Below are 21,241 nucleotides of genomic sequence, written 5' to 3'. Positions count from 1 at the left end.
CATGTCCTCCGCGTTGACGACATCCACGGCCACCGGCACCGAGGCCGTCGAACCGGCCATCGTGTTCGACCGGGTCGGTGTCACCTACGGCAATCGCCGTAAAAGCACTGTCGCACTGGCCGATTTCAACCTGCGCGTCGCCGCGGGGGAAACGGTTGCGCTGCTCGGACCCAGCGGTTCCGGCAAGTCCACCGCGCTCAAGGCCCTGGCCGGATTCGTCCGGCCCACCTCGGGCACGGTGCGGCTGGCCGGGCGCGACGTCACCAACCTCTCCCCCGCCAAGCGCGGTATCGGGGTGGTGGTGCAGTCCTACGCCCTCTTCCCGCATATGCGGGTGCACGACAATGTGGCCTTCGGGCTCAAGGCACATCAGGTGCCGCGCAATGAGATCGGCACGCGCGTGACCGAGGCGCTGGAGATGGTCGGCATGGGTTCCTATGCCAAGCGGCTCCCGCGCGAACTCTCCGGCGGTCAGCAGCAGCGCGTGGCCATCGCCCGCGCGCTGGCCATCCGGCCCCGGGTGCTGCTGCTCGACGAACCGCTCGCCGCCCTGGACGCGCAGCTGCGCCAGTCCATGCTCGGCGAATTGCAGCAGCTGCGAAAGGCGTTGCCGGACACGGCGATGCTGTACGTAACCCACGACCAGGCCGAGGCGCTCGCGCTGGCGGACCGCATCGCGGTGATGCGCGATGCGCGGCTGGTCGATATCGATACCGCGCACAATCTGTGGCAGCAGCCCGCCACCGATTTCACCGCGTCCTTCCTGGGCGGCGCGAACCTGTTGCCCAGCACCGTGAAACACGTCTCCGGCACCGCGGCGCTGGTCACGGTCGGCGAACACACCCTGCGCGCGGAGGCCCCGCGCCCGGGTGTCGGCCGCCCCGACTGGGCCCCCGATGCCGAGGCCATGCTGTGCGTGCGCCCGCATACGGTCCGCATCGTGCCGCTCACCGAACGAGATGCCTTGCGCGGCACCGTGATCACCGCCGTATGGAAGGGCGCGGCCACCCGCCTGCACCTGACCGTGCCGGGTATCCCGGTCGAATTCACCGCCGATATCCCCGGCCACACCGACATCACCGCCGGTGACAATGTCGGCGTCAAGTTCCCCGACCCGGCGGGCGTACTCATCCCGCCCGCCATCGGAGACGCTTCCGCCGCAGCCGATTCCGAGGTGCGCGCATGAACCCCCTGCCGACACGGCGACCCCGGCACCCCGACCAGATCACCGGGCTGCCGACCGCACAACAGCGGCTCGGCGATGCGGGCATGGCCGACGATCACCCGATCACGCTGCGCCGCAGTGGTAACGCGGACCGGGTCCGCGGCCGCTCGGTCCGCCGGAACACGGTCACGCGCCCCGAAGGGGTGGGCGTGTGGTCGAAGCTGTCCGGCGGGATCGCCGCAGCTCGGGAGCGGGGGCAGCGATGACCGCCGTGCTCGAATCACCCTCGGCGGCAGCGGCTCCCGAGGAGCCCGCGCCGAGGCGGTCCTGGAAGCCTGTGCTGTGGACCTTGCCGCCGGTGCTGGTGGTGCTCGGGATCGCGGTGTATCCGATTCTCCGGGTGCTGTTGGAATCCACCGAGACCAAGGCGGGTGGGCGCGGAACCGATACCTGGAGCAGGGTGCTGGCCGAGGAATCGGTGCGGAAGGCGCTGTGGCGCACGGTAACCATCGCCGTCGGTTCGACCGCGGGCTGTCTGGTGCTCGGCACGTTCCTCGCGATCGTGTTGGCGTTCATACCGTTTCCCGGATCACAGCTGGTCGGCCGCCTCATCGACACGGTGCTGACGCTGCCGTCGTTCCTGGTGACCCTGGCCTTCACCTTCCTGTACGGGACGGCGGGGGCGGTGAACGCGCTGATCGGAAACCTCACCGGCAGTACCGAACCCGCGATCAACTTCCTGTCCACGCCGTGGGGGATCATCTTCGCCGAGATCACCTTCTTCACCCCGTTCGTGGTGCGGCCGCTGCTGGCGGCGTTCGCGCAGCTGCCGCGTGAGCAGTTGGATGTGGCGTCCAGCCTGGGTGCGACCCCGTGGCGGGTGCTGCGCCAGGTGGTGCTGCCGGAGGCGTGGCCCGCGCTCGCGGCGGGCGGCAGTCTCGTACTGCTGTTGACGCTCAACGAGTTCGGCATCGTGCTGTTCACCGGGGCCAAGGGTGTGATCACGCTGCCCGCGCTGATCTACACGCGCGGCATCGTCACCTTCGATCTGCCGGGCGCGGCGGTGCTGGCCTCGGTGCAGGTATTGCTCTCGCTGAGCCTGTACCTCGGCTATCGCCTGCTGTTCGCCCGTCTCACCAGCGCCCGGAAGGAGAGCTGAGCCATGCTGGTATGGACTCGACGCGGCCGCCTGCTGGTGCTGGCGTTCTTCGCGGTCGTCGTCACCGTGGTCTTCGTGGCCCCGATCGCGACCGTGGTCGCCGCCGCTCTGGCCGGACACTGGAGCGGCCCGCTCCCCTCCGACCTGGGCTTCGCCAACTTCGATCATGTGCTCTCCGGTGAGGAATCGGCCAGCCTGTCGGTCAGCCTGCAAACCGCGCTGCTGGCCGGACTCATCTCATTGATCCTGGGCACCTGGGCGGCGCTGGCCTCCCGGGAGGCCCCGCAGTGGTTGCGCCGCACCACCGATGCGGTCTTCCACGTCCCGGTCGCGGTCCCCTCGGTGGCCATCGGCCTGGGCGTGCTCATCGCCTTCAACGAGAAGCCGCTGCTGCTCGGCGGCACCAAATGGATTGTGATCCTGGCCCATACGGTGCTGGTGCTGGCCTACGCCTTCAGCGGCGTCTCGGCCGCGCTGGATCGCCTGGACCCGGGTTATCAGCAGGCCGCCGAATCCCTGGGCGCGGGTCCGGTGCGCGTGCTGACCCGAATCACGTTGCCGCTGCTGCTGCCCGCGCTCGGCGCGGCGGCGGGCCTGGCCATCGCGCTGTCCATGGGTGAGCTCGGCGCGACCATCATGGTCTACCCGGCGACGTGGAAGACGTTGCCCGTCAGCATCTTCGCGGCCACGGACCGCGGTGAGGTGTTCGACGCGGCCGCCAGCACCACGCTGCTGGTGCTGGTCACCTTGATCGCCCTGATCATCCTGGGCCGTTTGAAGGGCCGGGCCGCGCTGCGCTGAGGCGGACCGATCGGGAACAGCCAGTAGGGCCGGCACCTTGGCAGTGGTGCCGGCCCAACTGTTCTCCGGTGAGGGATCGGTCCCGGAGTCAGAGGCCCGCGCGGGCGGATAGCAGTGCGCGGGAATGGGTTTCGTCGGTGTCCAGGATGAGCCCGGCGGCCAGCAGGTAGGCGGCCGCCATGCGCAGGGCGCACCCCTGGAGAGTGGTGAGGGTCGCGGTGAGTTCGGCGGCCTTGGATTCGAAGCCACGACATAGCTGCCGAGCCGAATCGAAGCCGCCGAACCCGCCGAGAGCCTGGATGCGGGCGGACTGCTCGACCTGTGGATCGAGGAGGTCCGCGAAGCGCAGGAAGTGCGCGGCGCACTCGCGTGCGACCGCGGGATCCAGCTGGAATACGCCGCCCCGCGCTTGCTCATAGAGCGCGGTGGCGCTGTACTCACCGGTATTCATGACAGCACTCCGTCCACTGGGATGTGAAATGCCGTATTTCACTCACAATTTCGCGAATGACATATCAAGAGAAATGCGGAACGAATACCAAAAACAAACCGAAGCGTTTGTATAACAACGCATGTGCGCAACACCGTATAGCGAGCGTGCCGCGCCAGTCGACCACGCGGCACGCCGGGCGGGGCGCCCCGTTGCGCCCGCCGTTCTCGAGGCGGGCGACGTCTTGCGGCTCGAGCGAGCTACTGGTCGGATAGCGCTGCTCGGATGACGTCACCGCCGGCGGCAATGCTTCCGGGCCGATGCATCAATTGTGTCAATGCATTTGGAATCATTGTTCCGGTAAACGGCGGCGGCCGCCGGCCACATCGATTACGAGATCAGTGTAGCCGTCGACGAGTTCGGCCAGGTGGTACCAGTGTTTATGGGTGTTATCGCTGGCCGCGCCCTCATGGTCGATGACCTGGTTGGCTTCCACCCAGCTCATGGCCATGCGGTCGACCACCGCACCCAGACTTTCGGTGTGCAACAGGCTGCCGTTACGGTGCTGCGGCAGTTCCTGTTCCACCCAGTCGTTGATATCGTCAACGAGTTCGCCCCGCCGGCAATCGATCTCGGCGATCAACATGAGATCGCTTATCTCGGCCCGGCGTTCGTGCAGCTCCGCGAGAGCGTGCGCCGAGCGCAGCAGAACTCGATCTTGAAAACGTCTGCCTTGGAAGGCACAGAGCAATTGTGGAGCCGTCGGCAGAACGCCGGCTATCGACATGGTCATCGTGACTCCCCACAAGCACCCGACAACATCACTAATCGCACCAACATGATTGGTCTCCGGATTCAGCTATACCGCTCATCGGATCGGTTCTTCACGAATAGGCTAGCTCGGATCATGCTCTTACAAATGCAAGAACGCAATACTGCGTTCGGGCAAGTGCGACAAGGGAAAGGGTCGTCATGGCAGGCAAGCGAACCGTGCTTACCGTACGTTTGCGCAGGCTCGCGGCGATGCTGCACGAGATGCGCGAAACCGCCGGCCTCAGCAAAGAGGTGGTCAGCGCCAAGACCGGTATCAACGTCACCACGCTCTACCGCATCGAGACCGCACAGGCCCGGCCGCAACGCCGCACGCTGACCGCCATGCTGGAGCTCTACGACATCGCCGAACCGCAGCGTACAGACGCCTTACAGCTGCTGGTGGACGCCCTCAAACCCGGTATGGCCAGGTCATATGAGGACGCGGTCTCCGAGGTGTACGGCGCCTACATCAACTTCGAGGCCGAGGCGCTCTCGGCCCGGTTCTTCCAGTCCACCTTCGTTCCCGGCCTGTTGCAGACCGAGGCGTACGCGAACGCGGTCTACGAGACCACCATGCCGAAAATCTCCGAACAGGTTCGCGACCAACGGGTTCGGGCTCGCATGGAGCGTTCGCAGGTGCTGAACAAGCACGATCCGCTGGAGCTGTGGGTGGTGCTGGACGAGGCCGTGATCAAACGTCTGGTGGGCGGTAAGGAGGTGATGCGCGAGCAGTTCGATCAGTTGCTGGACCACACCAACAAGCGCAATGTGATCCTGCAGATCCTGCCCTTCGACGCGGGTGCGCACCCCGGCATGCTGGGCTCCTTCACCCTGCTCGACTTCCCGGACCCCGCCGATCCCGAACTGGTCTACGTGGAGGGCATCGCCAGTGACGAGTTGATCGAGGGCCATCCCGAAGTCCGCCGGTACGGGGTCATGTTCGACCAGTTGCGCGCCATGGCGCTGAGCCCGCGCGACTCCACCAACATGATCGAACAGGCCATCGAGGATATGGGCAAGTGATCATCCACCCACCCTAGGTGGGTTAAAGGGCACCCCCGGAGCGGAGATCGGCAGCACTGAGGTTGCTGTCCGATCGAACCGAATGCGACGACAGTTGGATACATCCCCAACAGCACCACGTAGCCGCATCTCCGAGAGGATGATTACCGATGTGCAAGCCGGTCGAATCGCCCGTAGCCACCCTCGTCACCCTGCGTACGAGCGCACAGCCGCTTGCCCCCCAGGCAGATCCCGCCGCCGTCGCCGCGACCGTCGGCGATTGCGCGCTCACCTATGCCGAGCTGGACCGCTGGTCCAACCGGATGGCCCGCATGCTGCTGAACCTGGGCGCCCGCCCCGGCACCCGGGTCGCCATCGCCGGGCTCCCCCAGCTCGAAGCCATCGTGGCCCGCGCGGCCATCACCAAGACCGGCGCCACCGCGGTTCCGTTCACCACCGAAATCACCGCCAGCCGTGTGGATTTCGGCATCACCATCAAGGACGAGCGGGACGCCTTCGGCGATACCGCGCGCTGGCTGGTACTGGACGAGCGTTCCACCCTGGTGCAGTACCTGACCGGTTCGGACGCGCCGCTCTCCGCCGCGGAGCTGCATATGGCGCGTATGGCCTCCTGATCCCCCGGCCCGCGAGCGGCCCACCCGCGATCCGTCGAATCACCCGAGCACGCAGGATGTTTCATGGTTTCCAGCTCTGCCACCTCAGCCTTCGCTCTGTCCGCTGCACAACGTGGCATCTGGTTCGCCCAGCAGCTCGCGCGTGACACCCCGATCTCCATCGCCCAGTACGTCGAACTCGCGGGCGCGGTGGATGTGGAACTGCTCGCCGACGCGGCGCGGCAGGCCGGGCGCGAATTCGGCACCGGCTATCTGCGCCTGCTCGAAATCGACGAGCTGCCTTGGCAACTCGTGGACACCACGCTCGACGATCGCATCCTCACCATCGATCTGAGTGCCGCGCCCGATCCGGATGCCGCGGCGCAGACGTGGATGCGCGCGGAGTACACCGCGCCACTGGACCTGACCCGGGACCGGCTGTGCACCGTCGCCATGCTCAAGCTGGCCGAGAACAGGTGGTTCTGGTACTCGCGCTTCCATCACATCCTGCTGGACGGGGTCGGCGCGCTCACCATGCTGCAGCGCACCTCGGAGCTGTACAACACCCGGGTGACCGGGAAGGAAGCGCCCGCGGGCAAGGCCGAACCACTGCGCACCATCGTCGACGCCGATATCGCCTACCGGAACTCCGATCGCATCGACGCCGACCGGGAGTACTGGAAACAGCACCTTATCGGTATGGCTGAACCGGTCTACCTGGGTAAACACGCCGGAGCGGTGGACGCGCACCCGCGCCTGCTCAGCGGTGCGCTGCCGGATGAAACCGCCGCCCTGCTCGATGCCGTCACCACCGAACTGTCCACCAGTCCGGCCCCCGTCGTGGTGGCCGCCTTCGCCGCGTTCGTCGGGGCCATGACCGGCAGCGGTGAGATCGTGTTGAGCCTGCCGGTCTCCGGGCGCACCACCGCGGCGCTGCGCCGCTCGGGCGGCATGGTCGCCAATGTGGTGCCGCTGCGGTTGCATCCGTCGCCGACCGCCACGGTCGGTGAGCTGGTACGCGCCACACAGGGTGAGCTGACCGCCGCCCTGCGCCGGCAGCGGTACCGGCAGGAGGACATCATCCGCGATCTCGGCTGGGCCATGGATGAGATCGCCGGGTTCGGCCCGACCGTGAACCTCATGCTCGCCGACACCCGCATCCGGCTCGGCGGGGTCACCGGGCAGCTGCACGTGCTGACCTCGGGACTCATCGACGATCTGTTCGTCAACGTGTATCCCGGCATCGGCGGCGAGCGCACCCATATCGACTTCCAGGCCAATCCGAACCGCTACGACGAGGCCGTGCTGACCGCACTGCACGCGCGGTTCCTGACCTTCATGCACCGATTCCTGGCGGGCGGGCAGAGCGCACCGCTCGCGGGGGTGGGCACGCTCTCGGAACAGGAGCGCGCGGAACTCGTTCCGGCACAGGGGCACAAGGGTGTCGGCGCGCGCACCCTGCCCGAGATTCTGAGCACCGGCGCACACCTGGATCCGGCGGCCATCGCCATGCGCGCGGACGGCACGGCCTTCACCTATCGCGAGGTCACCGAGTACACCAATCGGCTGGCCCGGGTACTCATCGAAGCGGGCGCGGGACCCGAACGGGCCGTTGCCATCTCGATTCCGCGTTCGGTCGAGTCGGTGCTGGCCATGATCGCGGTGGCGCAGACCGGGGCGGCGTTCGTGCCGATCGATCCGGGCTATCCGGTGGATCGCATCGAGCACATGCTCACCGACAGCGGCGTGGTCGCCGGTGTCACGGTGGGTGCGGTGCGCGGTGCGCTGCCGGACCGCGTGCGCTGGCTGGTGCTCGATGACGACGCGACCGGAAAGCGCATGGCCGCAGCCGATTCCGCGGATATTTCCGATGCGGATCGGCGGACGCCGGTGCGGGTGGATCAGCTCGCCTACATCATCTACACCTCCGGATCGACCGGACTGCCCAAGGGCGTCGGGGTGACCCATCGCGGGCTCGCCAATCTGGCCACCGGCTCCGGGGCCGCCTTCGGGGTGGGGTCGGATGCCGTTATGGCGCACGCGGTTTCGCCGAGTTTCGACATCTCGGTGGAGGAACTGCTTGTCGCGCTCGCGGTCGGGGCGACGGTGGCCGTGGTGCCGCCCGCCGCGTACGCGGGCGAGGAGCTGGCGCGGGTCCTGCGCACCCTCGAGGTGACACATCTGAATGTGACTCCGGCCGTGGCGGGTTCGCTCGAACCCGAGACGCTGCCGCGCCTGCGCACCCTGGTGGTGGGCGGTGACGCGTGCCCGCCGGAACTGCCGGTGCGCTGGGCCGGGCGTTCGGTGCTCAATGGGTACGGGCCCACCGAGACCACGGTGACCGCGACCATCAGCTCATCGCTGGTTCCCGGCGCGCCGATCACCATCGGCGTACCCGCGCGCGGTGTGCGGGCCGTGGTGCTCGACCCCTGGCTGCGGCCGGTACCGCCCGGGGTGACCGGTGAGCTGTATTTGAGCGGGCCGGGGGTGGCGCGCGGGTATCACCAGCGCATCGCCTTCACCGCGGAACGCTTCGTCGCCGATCCGTACGCGCCCGGTGAGCGCATGTATCGCACCGGTGATCTGGTGCGCTGGCGGCGGCGCAACGGCCGCCATGAACTGGAGTACGCCGGGCGCGGTGACACCCAGGTGAAGGTGCGCGGATTCCGCATCGAACTGGGTGAGGTCGATGCCGCGGTGGCGCGGCATGCCGGGGTGGAATCGGTGGTGACCGTGGGGGCGAGCACGCCCGGCGGGGCCACCGCGCTGGTGTCGTACGTGCTGGCGGCACCCGAGGTTCCGGTCGATCCGGAGGCCGTGAAAGCCACGGTGGCACATCACCTTCCGGCGCATATGGTGCCGTCGGTGGTGATGGTGCTCGATACCTTCCCGCTCACTCCGGCGGGCAAGGTGGATCGGAAAGCGCTGCCGCAGCCGGAGTTCGGGGCGCGCACTCGCACCGGGCGGGCACCGGAGGGTGAGCGGGAACTGAAGCTCGCCGCGATTTTCGCCGAGGTGCTCGGAACCGCCGATATCGGCGCGGATGACAATTTCTTCGCACTCGGCGGCGACAGCATCATCGCGATTCAGCTGGTGGCGCGGGCCAAGACGGCCGGGCTGGCGCTGCGGGCGCGGGATGTGTTCGAGCACAAGACCATAGCCGGACTGGCGCTGGCGGCCACCGAGGTGACCGCACCGGTGGTGCTGGAGCTGCCGGGCGGCGGCGTCGGCCGGGTGCCGTTGACGCCGATCGTGTACGACATGCTCACGCACGGCGAGCACTGGCGGCGCTACGCGCAGGCGGTGCTGATCGGATTGCCGAGCGGGATGCAGCGGGCACAGCTCATTCCGGCCGTACAGGCGCTGCTCGACCGGCATGACCTGCTGCGCAGCACATTACGACAGACCACGACGGCGAGCCCCGCGACCGATGCGCCGGAACCGGCGGAGGTCGGGGACGCGGCGACACAGCCCGGGGACGACTGGGAGTGGATCGTCGGCGAGCGCGGATCGGTGCGGGCCGAGGCGCTCATCGATGTGGCGGCCGCACCCACCGGGCGCGAGGGCGCGGCCGAGCTGGAACATGCGGCCGATCTGCTCGATCCGACCGCGGGGGTGATGGCGCGCTTCGTGCTCATCGAACGCCCCGATGCCGATCCGCTGCTGTGGATCGTGCTGCACCACCTCGTCAGCGATGGCGTCACGTGGCGAATCCTGCTGCCGGACTTGGCGACCGCCTGTGCCGGGCTGGAACTGCAGCCGGTGGGCACGTCGTTCCGGCGCTGGGCACACGGACAGCGTGAACACGCCGCCGAGCGAACGGCGGAACTGCCGCTGTGGCAGGAGATTCTCCGGACGCCCGATCCGGCGCTGGGCACGCGGCCGTTCGACGCGGCGGTCGACACCGTGGCCACCATGGAACAGCTGCGGACCGGCATCGATGCCGAAACCTCGGCGGCGGCACTGGAACTCATTCCCGAGCGCTTCCACTGCGGCGTGGACGACGCGCTGCTGACCGCGCTGGCGCTGGCCGCGAGCCGGTGGCGCGGGACCGATCGCACCCTGCTCACCCTCGAAGGCCACGGCCGCGAGGAGGCGATCCTGCCGGGTGCGGATATCTCGCGCACCATCGGCTGGTTCACCAGTGTCTATCCGGTGGCCCTGGATCTGCGCGGGATCGATATCGACGATGCCTTCCACGGGGGTCCGGCGGCCGGGATCGCGCTCAAGGCGGTGAAGGAGCAGCTGCGCGGCATACCCGATAAGGGTGTCGGCTTCGGCATGCTGCGGTACCTGAACGCCGATACGGCACAGTCGCTTTCGGATGCGACCACACCGCAGCTCAGCTTCAACTACCTGGGCCGCACCGGCGCAGGTGGTGCGGCCGACGCCGAGACACCGTGGCTGCCCAAGTATTTCGACGCCACCAATGACGATGCCGCCCCCATGGCGGCGGTGGTCGATATCAATGCCATGCATACCGATGCCGGGCTGGAGGTGACCTGGGCGTACGCGTCCGAACTGGTCACCGCGGCGAGCGTGCGCGAATTCGCCGAACTGTGGGCGGCGGCGCTGGCGGGGCTCACCAGCCATGCGCGGCGTGCGCTCGCGGGTGGGCACACCCCGTCGGACTTCGGGCTGGTGCCGGTCACGCAGCCGAATATCGATGCGTGGGAACGGGAATACCCGCGGCTCACCGATGTCTGGCCGCTGTCACCTCTGCAATACGGGCTGCTGTTCCATGCCCGCTACGACACCGATACCGCGGACGGATACACCGTGCAGACCCAGTTGAGTCTGGCGGGGCGGGTGGACGGCGCGCGGCTGCGCACCGCCGCGCAGAGCCTGCTGGATCGGCACGATGTGCTGCGGGTGGTGTTCACCGAGACCGCGCAGGGGCCGCGGCAGCTGCTGCTCGGCGGTATCGAATTGCCGTGGCAGGAACTGGATCTCACCGATATCGAGGACGCCGGTGAGCGCGCCCGCGAGCTGGAGCGGCTGATCGCGGTCGATGCGGGCACCCGCTTCGATCTGGCCCGGCCGCCGCTGCTGCGGTTCAGCCTCATTCGCACCGGGGCCGAGGCGTACACGCTGCTCATGACCAATCACCATCTGGTGCTCGACGGCTGGTCGACGCCGCTGGTGGTGCGCGAACTGCTGGCCGGATATCTGGCCGCGATCACCGGGCAGTCCTTCACCACCGGGCCCGCGCACTCCTATCGGGAATTCCTGGCCTGGCTGGGCGAACAGGATGACGCCGCGTCCATGGCCGCCTGGACCGAGGCGCTGGCGGGCGTGGATTCGCCGACCCGGGCGGTACCGAGCCTGGCCGGTATCGCCTCCACCGAATCCGGCATGGTGACAATAGATTTCGGTCCCGAACAGCTGTCGCGGCTGGAGGGCACCGTGCGCGCGGCCGGGGCGACGGTGAACACCGCCGTGCAGACCGCGTGGGCACTGCTGCTGGTCATGCTCACCGGCCGCACCGATGTGGTGTTCGGCGGCACCGTCTCCGGACGGCCACCGCAACTGTCCGGGGTCGAGGAGATGGTCGGGCTCTTCATCAATACCCTGCCGGTGCGGGTGCGGCTGGATCCCGGTGAGCGCGTGGCGGATCTGCTCGCGCGGGTGCAGGACGAACAGACGCGACTGCTCGATCATCAGCATGTCGGGCTGGCGGCCATTCACCAGGCGGTGGGGCTGCCCGAACTGTTCGACACCCTCACCGTGTTCGAGTCGTATCCGATCGATCGCGAAACACTGTCGCAGGCAATGGATATCGCCGGAATGCGGATCCTGGATGTGTCCGGCACCGATGCGACGCCGTATCCGCTGAACCTCATGGTGATTCCGCAGCGCGCGGCCGACGGGGCCGAAAGCCTGCAGATCACCGTGAAATTCATGGCCGATCAACTGTCCGAGGCCGAGGCGCGGCGGCTGCTGGATCGATTCGGCTATCTGCTCGACCAGATCGCCTTCGCACCGCAGCGCCGCGTGGCACAGCTCCAGCACTGCGAACCCGCCGAGCGCAGGCAGCTGCTGCCGGTGCGCGGCGGTGATCCGGTGCCCATGCGCACGCTGCCCGAAATCCTCGGTGCGGGAGCGCGTGTCAATCCGGACGGTATCGCCATCAGTTCCGGCACGCTCACCATGACCTATCGCGATCTCGACGCCTGGTCCAATCGCTTCGCCCGGGTGCTGCTGCGGCGCGGGGTCGGGCGCGAGGTCTTCGTGGTGCTGGCGCTGACCCGCTCGGTGGAATCCATTGTGGCGGTGTGGGCGCTGGCCAAGACCGGCGCGGCGTTCCTGCCGCTGGATCCGAACTATCCGGTGGAGCGGATCGAGCACATCATCAGCGATTCGCGCGCGCCCATCGGGGTGACGGTGTGCGCGGTCGGTGAGACGCTGCCGGGCAGTATCGACTGGCTGCTGCTCGATGATCTCAACACCATCCGCCGGGTCATGACGGTATCGGACGCACCGATCACCGATGCCGAGCGCGGCGGGCCGATCGACCTGAATCAGGTTGCCTACCTTATCTATACGTCCGGATCGACCGGTAAGCCGAAGGCCGTGCTGCTCAGTCATCGCGGGCTGGCGAATCTGGCGTCCTCGCAGGAGACCTTCCTCGAACTCAATGAGGAGTGCAGTCCACTGCAGGTGGCCTCGCCCAGCTTCGACGCCTCGGTGCACGAGATGTTCATGGCGCACGCCATGGGCGGGCGGCTGGTGGTCTCACCGCCGGATGTGTACGGCGGCAATGAACTCGAAGAATTGATGCGGACGCAGGGGGTGACGCACGCCGTCATCACACCGTCGGTGCTGGCCACCATGAATCCGGCCGGGCTCACCGAATTGCGGAGTCTCACCGTCGCCGGTGAGGCGTCCGGGCCGGAACTGGTCGCCGACTGGTCGCCGGGTCGGCGCATGGTGAACCTCTACGGCCCAACAGAATTCAGCATCTGGGCGACCGGCCCGGGTGAGCTGCGGCCCGGTGAGCCCATCACCATCGGTGCACCCATTCGCGGTGCGGCGGCCATGGTGCTGGACACCTGGCTGCGGCCGGTGCCCGTCGGGGTCACCGGTGAGCTGTACCTGGCCGGACCGGCGCTGGCGCGCGGCTACTTCAACCGGTTCGGGCTGACCGCGGCGCGATTCGTCACCAACCCGTACGGTGCGCCCGGCACCCGCATGTACCGCACCGGCGACATGGTCCGCTGGGTGGAGATGAAGCATGACGGGGAGACCCGGCTGGAGCTGGAATACCAGGGGCGCAGCGACTTCCAGGTCAAGATTCGCGGTCTGCGCATCGAACTCGGGGAGATCGACGCGGTGCTCAGCGCCGACGATCAGGTGGAATACGCCGCGACACTGGGCTGCCCGGGACCGGCCGGTCAGACCGTGCTGGTCTCGTACGTGGTCGGGCTGACTGGACACACCCTCGATACCGAGGAACTCCGTACCCGGGTGGCCGCCGCACTGCCCGGATACATGGTGCCGAGCTACATCATCGAACTCGACGACGTCCCGCTCACCCCGGTCGGCAAGCTGGACCGCACCGCGTTGCCCGCACCGGATTTCAGCAGCCTGCAAGAGCGCTATCTGGCCCCGCGCACAGCGGTGGAAACCGCCGTGGCCGAGGTCTTCGCCGAAGTGCTCGGCATGGACAAGGTCAGTATCGATCGCTCCTTCTTCGAACTCGGCGGCAACTCGCTCAGCGCGACCCGGGTGATCGCGCGGATCAACTCCGCGCTCGGCGCGACCGTGGCCCTGCGCGATCTGTTCGACGCCCCCACCGCGGCCCAGCTCGCGGCCCGCGTGGTCCCCGCCGGTGAGGGTTTCGGGCGGCCCATGCTCGCGGCTCGCATTCGCCCCGACCGGGTTCCGCTCTCCCCCGCGCAACAGCGCATGTGGGTGATGAACCGGCTCGACCCGGCCTCGGCGGCGTACAACATCTCCGTCGCACTACGCCTCACCGGCGACCTCGAGGTGGACGCGCTGCGGCAGGCGGTCATCGACGTGGTGACCCGGCACGAAACCCTGCGCACCATCTACCCGGCCGATGCCGACGGTCCACGTCAGGTGGTGGTCGGAATCGATTCCGCCACACCCGATCTGACCGTCGTCGAGAGCTCGGACGGCGCGCAGCTCGCCGAGCGGATCGCCGAGGTCACCGGCACCGGGTTCGACCTGACGCGGGAAGCTCCGCTCCGCGTCGGGCTGTTCCATGTCACCGGTGCGGCCGCGCCCGAGTCCGAGACGTCGCGGGTTGGCGCGGCTCCCGCTCCGAATGCTCCGAAGGCAGACGCGCACAACGGATCCGGCGACACCTACGTCGTGGCGCTGGTGGTGCACCATGTCAGCGCGGACGGCACCTCGATGGCTCCGCTCGCCACCGATCTGATGGCGGCGTATCTCGCGCGGGTCAGCGGGGCGAGCCAGGCGCTGCCGCCGCTGCGGGTGCAGTACGCGGATTACTCGCTGTGGCAGCGGGAACTGCTCGGCGATGAACAGGACGCGGAATCGACCGCGGCACAGCAGCTTCGGTTCTGGAGCGAGCGGCTCGCGGCCACGCCGGATGTGCTGGAGCTGCCCACCGATCGGCCGCGACCGGCGGCGCAGACCATGCGCAGTGCCGACCTGCCGTTCACGGTGCGGCCCGAAACGCACAGCGCCCTGACCACTTTGGCGACCGAGAACGAATCCAGCCTGTTCATGGTGGTGCACGCCGCGCTCGCGGTGCTGTTGGCCCGGCTGTCGGGAACACCGGATGTGCTGATCGGCACCGCCGTGGCGGGGCGCGGCGATGCCGCGCTCGACGATCTGGTCGGCATGTTCGTCAACACCTTGGCGCTGCGTACCCCGGTCAATCCGGGCCTCGGTTTCCGCGAATTCCTCGCTGCCGTGCGGACTTCGGATCTCGATGCCTTCGCCAATGCCGATGTGCCGTTCGAACGCCTGGTGCAGGTGCTCGATCCCCCGCGCTCGACCGCGCACCATCCGCTGTTCCAGGTATCGCTGTCGCTACAGAACTTCAGCCTGCCCGCGTTGGAATTCCCGGGGCTGCGGGTGACGGTCGAGCCGTTCGACCGGGATACCTCGCAGTTCGATCTGACCTTCGATCTGCGCGATCCCCATGCGGGCTCGGCTCCGGCGGGGCTCGAAGGCACGCTCACCTACGCCACCGACCTGTTCGATCGGACCACCGCCGCGCAGTTGATCGCACGCTGGGAACAACTGCTCGAGGCGATCACCGCCGATCCGGATATCCGCATCTCCGATATCGATCTACTCGGGGCGGGTGAGCGCGCCGCACTGGTGCCGCTGCGTGGACCACGCGGCGGGGAGACCGGCACACTGGCCGAATTGCTCACCACCGCATCGGCTTTCCACCCCGAGCGGCCCGCGATCATCGCGGACGGGCGCACCATCACCTACGGGGAATTCGAGGATGCCGCCGAAGAGTTGGCCGCGCGGCTGGCGCAGGCCGGGGCGGGGGTGGAAACCGTGGTGGCGCTGGCGGTCTCGCGCAGCGCCGAGCTGCTGGTCGCACTGCTGGCCACCGCCAAGACCGGTGCGGCCTTCCTGCCGATCGATCCGCGCCACCCGCTGGACCGCATCGATCACATGCTGACCGACTCCGGGGCGGTGCTGGGCATCACCACCGCCGCGCACCGGGCGGTGCTGCCCGACACGGTCTTCTGGCTGCCCCTGGATCCGATCGGCGACCGGAACGACACCGGCGGCTGGGGTGCATCCGAATCACGCTGGGCCGCCATCGAATCCGGCTGGTATTCGACAGACCGCGAGATCCATCCGGATCATCCGGCCTGGCTCATCTACACCTCCGGCTCGACCGGTACACCCAAGGGCGTCGCGGTCTCGCATCGCGGTATCGCCGATCTCGTGCGCGCACAGCAGCATATGCTCGGTCTCAACGCGAATTCGCGGGTATTGCAGGTCGCCTCACCGAGTTTCGACGCCTCCGCGTTCGAGGCGCTCATGGCCTTCGGCTCCGGCGGCACCGCGGTGGTCGCGCCGCCCGATGTATTCGGCGGTGACGCGCTGGCCGAACTCATCGCGGCGCAGCGCGTCACGCACCTGGTGATCACGCCGTCGGCGCTGGCCACCATGGACCCGGCAGCGGTGCCCAGTGTGCGGGTGCTCGCGGTCGCGGGTGAGGCCATCGGACCGGATCTGGTGAGCCGGTGGGCGTCGGGCCGCATGCTGGTGAACCTGTACGGCCCGACCGAATTCACCATCTGGGCAACGACTTCCGATCCATTGCGCGCGGATCAGCCGGTCACCATCGGACATCCGATTCGCGGTGCGGCAACCCTGGTGCTCGATGATCGGCTGCGGCCGGTGCCGCTGGGCGTGGCCGGTGAGCTGTATCTCGCAGGTCCGGCGCTGGCGCGCGGCTACCACGCGCGGCCCGGACTCACCTCGGCGCGTTTCGTCGCCAATCCCTACGGTGTGCGGGGCGAACGCATGTATCGCACCGGCGATCTGGTGCGCTGGACCGGTGCGCTGACCGCACCCCGGCTGGAGTACCTGGGCCGCACCGATTTCCAGGTCAAGGTGCGCGGTCAGCGCATCGAACTCGGTGAGATCGATGCGGTGCTGAACCGAGCCGAGAACGTGGAATTCGCGGTGACACTGGGTGTTCCGGGGCTGGGCGGGGCGACGGCGCTGGCCGCCTACCTGCTGCCCGAACCGGGTGCCGCGCTCGATATCGCGGCGGTGCGCGCCCATGCGGCCGATGCGCTGCCCGGCTATATGGTGCCGTCGGCGTTCGTGGTGCTGGACGCCATTCCGCTCAACGCGGTCGGCAAACTCGATCGAAAGGCCTTGCCGGAGCCGGTTTTCGAGGCCGAGACCGAATACCGCGCACCCACCACGGCCACCGAGACCGCGCTCGCCGCCATCGTGGCCGAACTGCTCGGACGCGATCGGGTGGGCGTACACGATTCGTTCTTCGCCCTGGGCGGCGACAGTATTCTCGCGATCCAGCTGGTGTCCCGGGCACGACTGCACGGACTCGAGCTCACCCCGTTGCAGATCTTCGAACATCGCACGGTGGCGGCCCTGGCCGCGCTCGCCGATGAGGCGGGCGAGACCGTGGTCCTCGAGGAACTGCCCGGCGGCGGTGTCGGTGAATTCCCGCTGACGCCGATCATGCGCTGGATGCTCGAGCGCGGCGGCGACTTCAATCGCTTCGCGCAGACGGCCGTACTGGAGATGCCCGCGGGCATCACCCGCGAACAGGTGGTCGCCACCGTCGGCGCGGTGGTCGATCAGCACGATATGTTGCGCGCCCGGCTCCGTGAGGAGGACGGCGCGTGGTGGCTGGAGACCCGCGAACCCGGTGCGGTCGATGTGGACGCGCTGCTCTACCGGGTGGAATTCGATGCCGCGGGCAGTTCCGAACTGCGCGAGTACGCCCGGACCGAGCTCGATTCGGCCATGAGCCGGCTCGATCCGGCCGCCGGGACGCTGCTGCAATTGGTGTGGCTGGACCCGGCCGGACCGACCGGTCGCTCCGGAAGATTGATCCTGGTGGCCCACCATCTCGTGATAGATGGTGTGTCCTGGCGAATCCTGATTCCCGATCTGATCGCCGCCTGGGCTCAGATCTCCGGTGGTGCGGAACCCATGCTCCCCGCCACGGGCACCTCCATGCGCCGGTGGGCACACGCCCTGCACGAGGAGGCGTACAGCGATACCCGCGTCGCCGAACTCGCGCACTGGCGTGAACTGGCCGCCACACCCGATCCGCTCATCGGCCGCCGCGAACTCGATCCGGGCATCGATCAGGTGCACACCGTGCGCGCGGTCGATGTGGAAGCGGACGCCGAGGTGACCAACGCCCTGCTGACCACGCTGCCCGCACTCTTCGGCGGCAGTGTGGAGGACGCGCTGCTGACCACCCTCGCACTCGCCGTCCGGCGCTGGCGCACCCGCTCCGATGAGGAATCGGTGCTGCTGCGCATGGAAGGGCACGGCAGACAGCAGGAGATCATTCCCGGCGCGGACCTGTCCCGCACCATGGGCTGGTTCACCACGCTGTATCCGGTGCGGCTGGATCTGCCCGATATCGATATCGACGATGCCATCGACGGCGGCCCGGCCATGGGCGACGCCATTCGCGCGGTGAAGCATCAACTGCTGGCGATACCGGACAGGGGCATCGGCTTCGGACAGCTGCGGTACCTGAACCAGGACACCGCGGCCCAACTGCCGCAACGGGTTCCGGGCCGGATCGGCTTCAACTATCTGGGCCGCTACGCCACCGCCGATATCCCGGCCGGATTGGAAGGGCTCGGCTGGCTGCCCACCGAGGAATTCGGCGATCTGCACGCCACCGAACATCCCGAGGTGCCGGTGACCACCGAGATCGAGATCAACGCGGTGGTGTCGGGCGATCGGCTACAGGCCACCTTCACCTATCCCGGCACGCTGCTCACCCGGGCGCGGGTCGCCACCCTGGCCTGGCTGTGGATCGAAGCCCTCACCGCCGCAGCGCGTTTCGCCGAAACGCCGGAGGCCAAGATCGCGGCCGAGGCCGAACAGCGCTACCTGGAGGAACAGGCGCTCGCGGCACTGGCTGCCGCACAACCGGATTCGACGCCGGGACTCGGCCTGGACGTGGTACTGCCCATTCGCCCCGGCGGCGATCAGCCCGCGCTGTTCTGCATCCACCCATCCTCCGGTATCGCCTGGACCTATCTGGGCCTGGCCGAACTGCTGCGGCCCGGACGACCCATCTACGGTTTGCAGGCCCCCGACCTGTCCGGGGAACCGCACGCCCGCAGCATCGACGATTTCGCCGAGCGCTATGCCCGCGAAATCCGCCGCCTGCAACCCGAAGGCCCGTACCACCTGCTCGGCTGGTCCTTCGGCGGGCTCATCGCGCACGCCGTCGCGGCGAAACTGAAGGCGGCGGGCGCGGAGCTCGGGGTGCTCACCCTGCTCGACGCCGACCACACCGATATCGACGGCGACAGCATCGAAAGGCTCACCGCCGGTTCATTCGTCGCCGCCTTCGGCTCGGTCTTCGGAATCACCGATATGCCCGCCGAGGCCACAGCGCAGGAGGCCGCCGATCTCATTCGCGAACGCATGGGCGGGGTTTCGCTGGTCGACGCGCTCACCCTGGAACGCATGGCGGCCTCCTACAACGCCTCCGCCCGCACCCGCACCGGCTATCAACGACCCGTATTCCACGGTGACGCACTGTATTTCAGCGCCACCGCGGAGCAGTCGGACATCTTCGGGCCGACCGGCTGGCGACCCTGGATCACCGGCCGCATCACCAACCACGACATCGAAGTCGGCCACGAGGAGTTGACCGCGCCGCACGCGCTCGCGGAAATCGCCCGGGTCCTGGACGAACACCTTCTCGACGAACACCTGGGAGAACAACCGTGACCACCACCGACAGCGCGGCCGACGGCGTCATCGTCGAAGGCGTCGAGAAATCCTTCGGAGCCGTGAAAGCATTGCGCGGCATCACCTTCAAGGCCGCACCCGGCGAGGTGCTCGGCATCCTCGGACCCAACGGGGCGGGTAAGACCACCACCGTCAATATCCTGTCCACGCTCATCGCACCCGATGCCGGGCGCGCGTCCGTAGCCGGGCACGATGTCACCACCGAGGCCGCCGAGGTGCGCCGCAGCATCATGCTCACCGGCCAATTCGCCGCCCTCGACGACGCGTTGAGCGGATACGAGAACCTGGTCATGTTCGGGCGGCTGATGGGACTGCGCAAACGCGCCGCGCGCGGGCGGGCCGATGAGCTGATCGAGGAATTCGATCTCAGCGCCGCCGCCACCCGCCGGGTCGGCACCTACTCCGGCGGTATGCGACGGCGCATCGATATCGCCTGCGGACTGGTGGTGCGGCCCGAGGTGGTGTTCCTGGACGAACCCACCACCGGACTGGATCCCCGCAGCCGCCAAGGGGTGTGGGATCTGGTCGGCGGCTTCCGCAAACACGGCATCACCACCCTGCTCACCACCCAGTACCTCGAAGAGGCCGACGCACTCTGCGATCGGATCATCGTCATCGATCACGGCGTGGTCATCGCCAGCGGCACCGCCGATGAACTCAAGGCCCGCACCGGCGGCAGCTACTGCGAGATCGTGCCGCTGCGCATTCAGGAACTGCCCGCCATCGCCGAGGCGCTCGGCGATCTGTTCCCGGACGCCAACCGCGACGCACTGCTCAGCGGTGATGTGGACCGGCTCGCCATCCCCGCACCCGAAGGCGCGAAAACCCTCGCCGAGGCATTGCGCCGACTCGACAGCGCCGGAATGGAATTGGTGGATATCGCACTGCGCCGCCCCTCGCTGGACGAGGTATTCCTTTCTCTCACCGGACATCTCACCGAGAAGTCCGACACCGATGAACAGGGCCGGTCATGACCGCCGTGGCCGCCAGCCGGGACGCCTGGCTCACCAGCGTCCGCGCCACCCCGGACACGCTGCGGCAGTGGTGGGTACTCACCGTGCGGCTCATCGTGCCCGCCATCACCACCGGTGAGATGATCACCGCGGTGCTCGCGCCGATCACCTTCACCGCCAGCTTCTACATCCCGCTCAATCGCGTAATGACCTTCGCCGGAACGGGATTCAGCAGTTACGCGCAATTCATGGCACCCATCGTCATCCTCCAGGCTGCCGCGTTCACCGCCATCTCGGCCGCCTTCCGGGCCGCCACCGATATGGTCTCCGGACTCGACCGGCGCTTCGACGCCATGCCCATGCATCCGCTCATCCCGACCGCGGCGCGCATGTCCGCCAATGCCTTCCGCATGGTGGTGGGTCTGGCCTCGGCACTGGTGAGCATTCATTTCATCGGCTTCCACTTCCACGCGGGCACCGCCAACACCATCGGCTTCCTGGCGTTCGCCATGCTCATCGGCATCGCCTTCAGCCTCGGCGCGGATGTCATCGGCACCGTCACCAAGAGTCCGGAGGCCACCACGCAGATGCTGGTGCTGCCGCCGCTGATTCTCGGCATGCTCTCCACCGGGCTCGCGCCCGCCACCCAATTCCCGCACTGGGTACAGGCTTTCGTGCGCAATCAGCCGGTCTCGCAATTCGCCTACGGGCTGCGCGCCCTGGGCGGTGACACCCGCGGCAATGCCGGTGCGGTCACCTGGTCGCTGATGACACCGCCGCTGCTGTGGGCCGCGGCCATCATCGTGGTCTCGCTGTACTTCACCGTCCGGCTGAATATGAAGAGGTCGTGAC

Annotated in this window: 11 protein-coding genes; 9 read left to right on the top strand and 2 right to left on the bottom strand. The window is 68.0% G+C overall.

Annotated elements, in window-relative coordinates; genetic code table 11:
* Position 1: 1 nt before the first annotated feature.
* From ACFC4D_RS29770 to ACFC4D_RS29755, 4 genes are read left to right on the top strand one after another with little or no spacing between them, the layout of a single operon-like run.
* Complete coding sequence (locus ACFC4D_RS29770) at positions 2 to 1,186, top strand: ABC transporter ATP-binding protein (RefSeq protein WP_376068277.1); 1,185 nt, start codon at positions 2 to 4, stop codon at positions 1,184 to 1,186.
* Entirely contained in the window at positions 1,183 to 1,431 is a 249-nt protein-coding gene (locus ACFC4D_RS29765) for a hypothetical protein (protein ID WP_376068275.1), read from the top strand. Before ACFC4D_RS29770 ends, ACFC4D_RS29765 begins: the two co-directional genes overlap by 4 nt.
* The gene (locus tag ACFC4D_RS29760; RefSeq protein ID WP_376068273.1) at positions 1,428 to 2,324 is read left to right on the top strand and encodes a 2-aminoethylphosphonate ABC transporter permease subunit; all 897 of its coding nucleotides are present in this window, start codon (positions 1,428 to 1,430) and stop codon (positions 2,322 to 2,324) included. Before ACFC4D_RS29765 ends, ACFC4D_RS29760 begins: the two co-directional genes overlap by 4 nt.
* A gap of 3 nt (positions 2,325 to 2,327) precedes the next feature.
* Positions 2,328 to 3,125, top strand: coding sequence for an ABC transporter permease (locus ACFC4D_RS29755; protein ID WP_376068271.1), 798 nt, complete (start codon positions 2,328 to 2,330; stop codon positions 3,123 to 3,125).
* 88 nt (positions 3,126 to 3,213) lie between these two features.
* On the opposite strand, the gene ACFC4D_RS29750 is transcribed toward ACFC4D_RS29755, so the two are convergent.
* Complete coding sequence (locus ACFC4D_RS29750; RefSeq protein WP_375954595.1) at positions 3,214 to 3,576, bottom strand: hypothetical protein; 363 nt, start codon at positions 3,574 to 3,576, stop codon at positions 3,214 to 3,216.
* Between the two features lie 328 nt (positions 3,577 to 3,904).
* Positions 3,905 to 4,348: a DUF4254 domain-containing protein gene (locus tag ACFC4D_RS29745; protein WP_364630749.1), complete on the bottom strand. Its 444-nt coding sequence runs from the start codon at positions 4,346 to 4,348 to the stop codon at positions 3,905 to 3,907.
* Between the two features lie 179 nt (positions 4,349 to 4,527).
* Here ACFC4D_RS29745 and ACFC4D_RS29740 point away from each other — a divergent pair, with 179 nt between their 5' ends.
* The 5 genes from ACFC4D_RS29740 (at position 4,528) to ACFC4D_RS29720 (ending at position 21,240) form a co-directional block, all read left to right on the top strand.
* Positions 4,528 to 5,391 carry a helix-turn-helix domain-containing protein gene (locus tag ACFC4D_RS29740; protein WP_375954598.1) on the top strand — a complete coding sequence of 288 codons (864 nt, stop codon included), beginning with the start codon at positions 4,528 to 4,530 and terminating at the stop codon, positions 5,389 to 5,391.
* Between the two features lie 149 nt (positions 5,392 to 5,540).
* Positions 5,541 to 6,005 (top strand): AMP-binding protein, encoded by a 465-nt coding sequence (locus ACFC4D_RS29735; protein WP_376068269.1) that lies wholly within the window; start codon positions 5,541 to 5,543, stop codon positions 6,003 to 6,005.
* Positions 6,006 to 6,068: 63 nt separating this feature from the next.
* Positions 6,069 to 19,415, top strand: a complete 13,347-nt coding sequence (locus tag ACFC4D_RS29730; RefSeq protein ID WP_376068267.1) for an amino acid adenylation domain-containing protein — start codon at positions 6,069 to 6,071, stop codon at positions 19,413 to 19,415.
* On the top strand, positions 19,412 to 20,410 hold the full coding sequence (locus ACFC4D_RS29725; protein WP_376068265.1) for an ATP-binding cassette domain-containing protein: 999 nt from the start codon (positions 19,412 to 19,414) through the stop codon (positions 20,408 to 20,410). Before ACFC4D_RS29730 ends, ACFC4D_RS29725 begins: the two co-directional genes overlap by 4 nt.
* Positions 20,407 to 21,240 carry an antibiotic transporter gene (locus tag ACFC4D_RS29720; RefSeq protein WP_376068263.1) on the top strand — a complete coding sequence of 278 codons (834 nt, stop codon included), beginning with the start codon at positions 20,407 to 20,409 and terminating at the stop codon, positions 21,238 to 21,240. The genes ACFC4D_RS29725 and ACFC4D_RS29720 overlap by 4 nt, the downstream gene beginning before the upstream one ends.
* Position 21,241: the final 1 nt, after the last annotated feature.

This window comes from Nocardia sp. NPDC056000 (assembly GCF_042269265.1).
GTDB lineage: Bacteria > Actinomycetota > Actinomycetes > Mycobacteriales > Mycobacteriaceae > Nocardia.
Note: the sequence above shows the minus strand (reverse complement) of the source record. Positions and strands in the feature narration are given on the sequence as shown.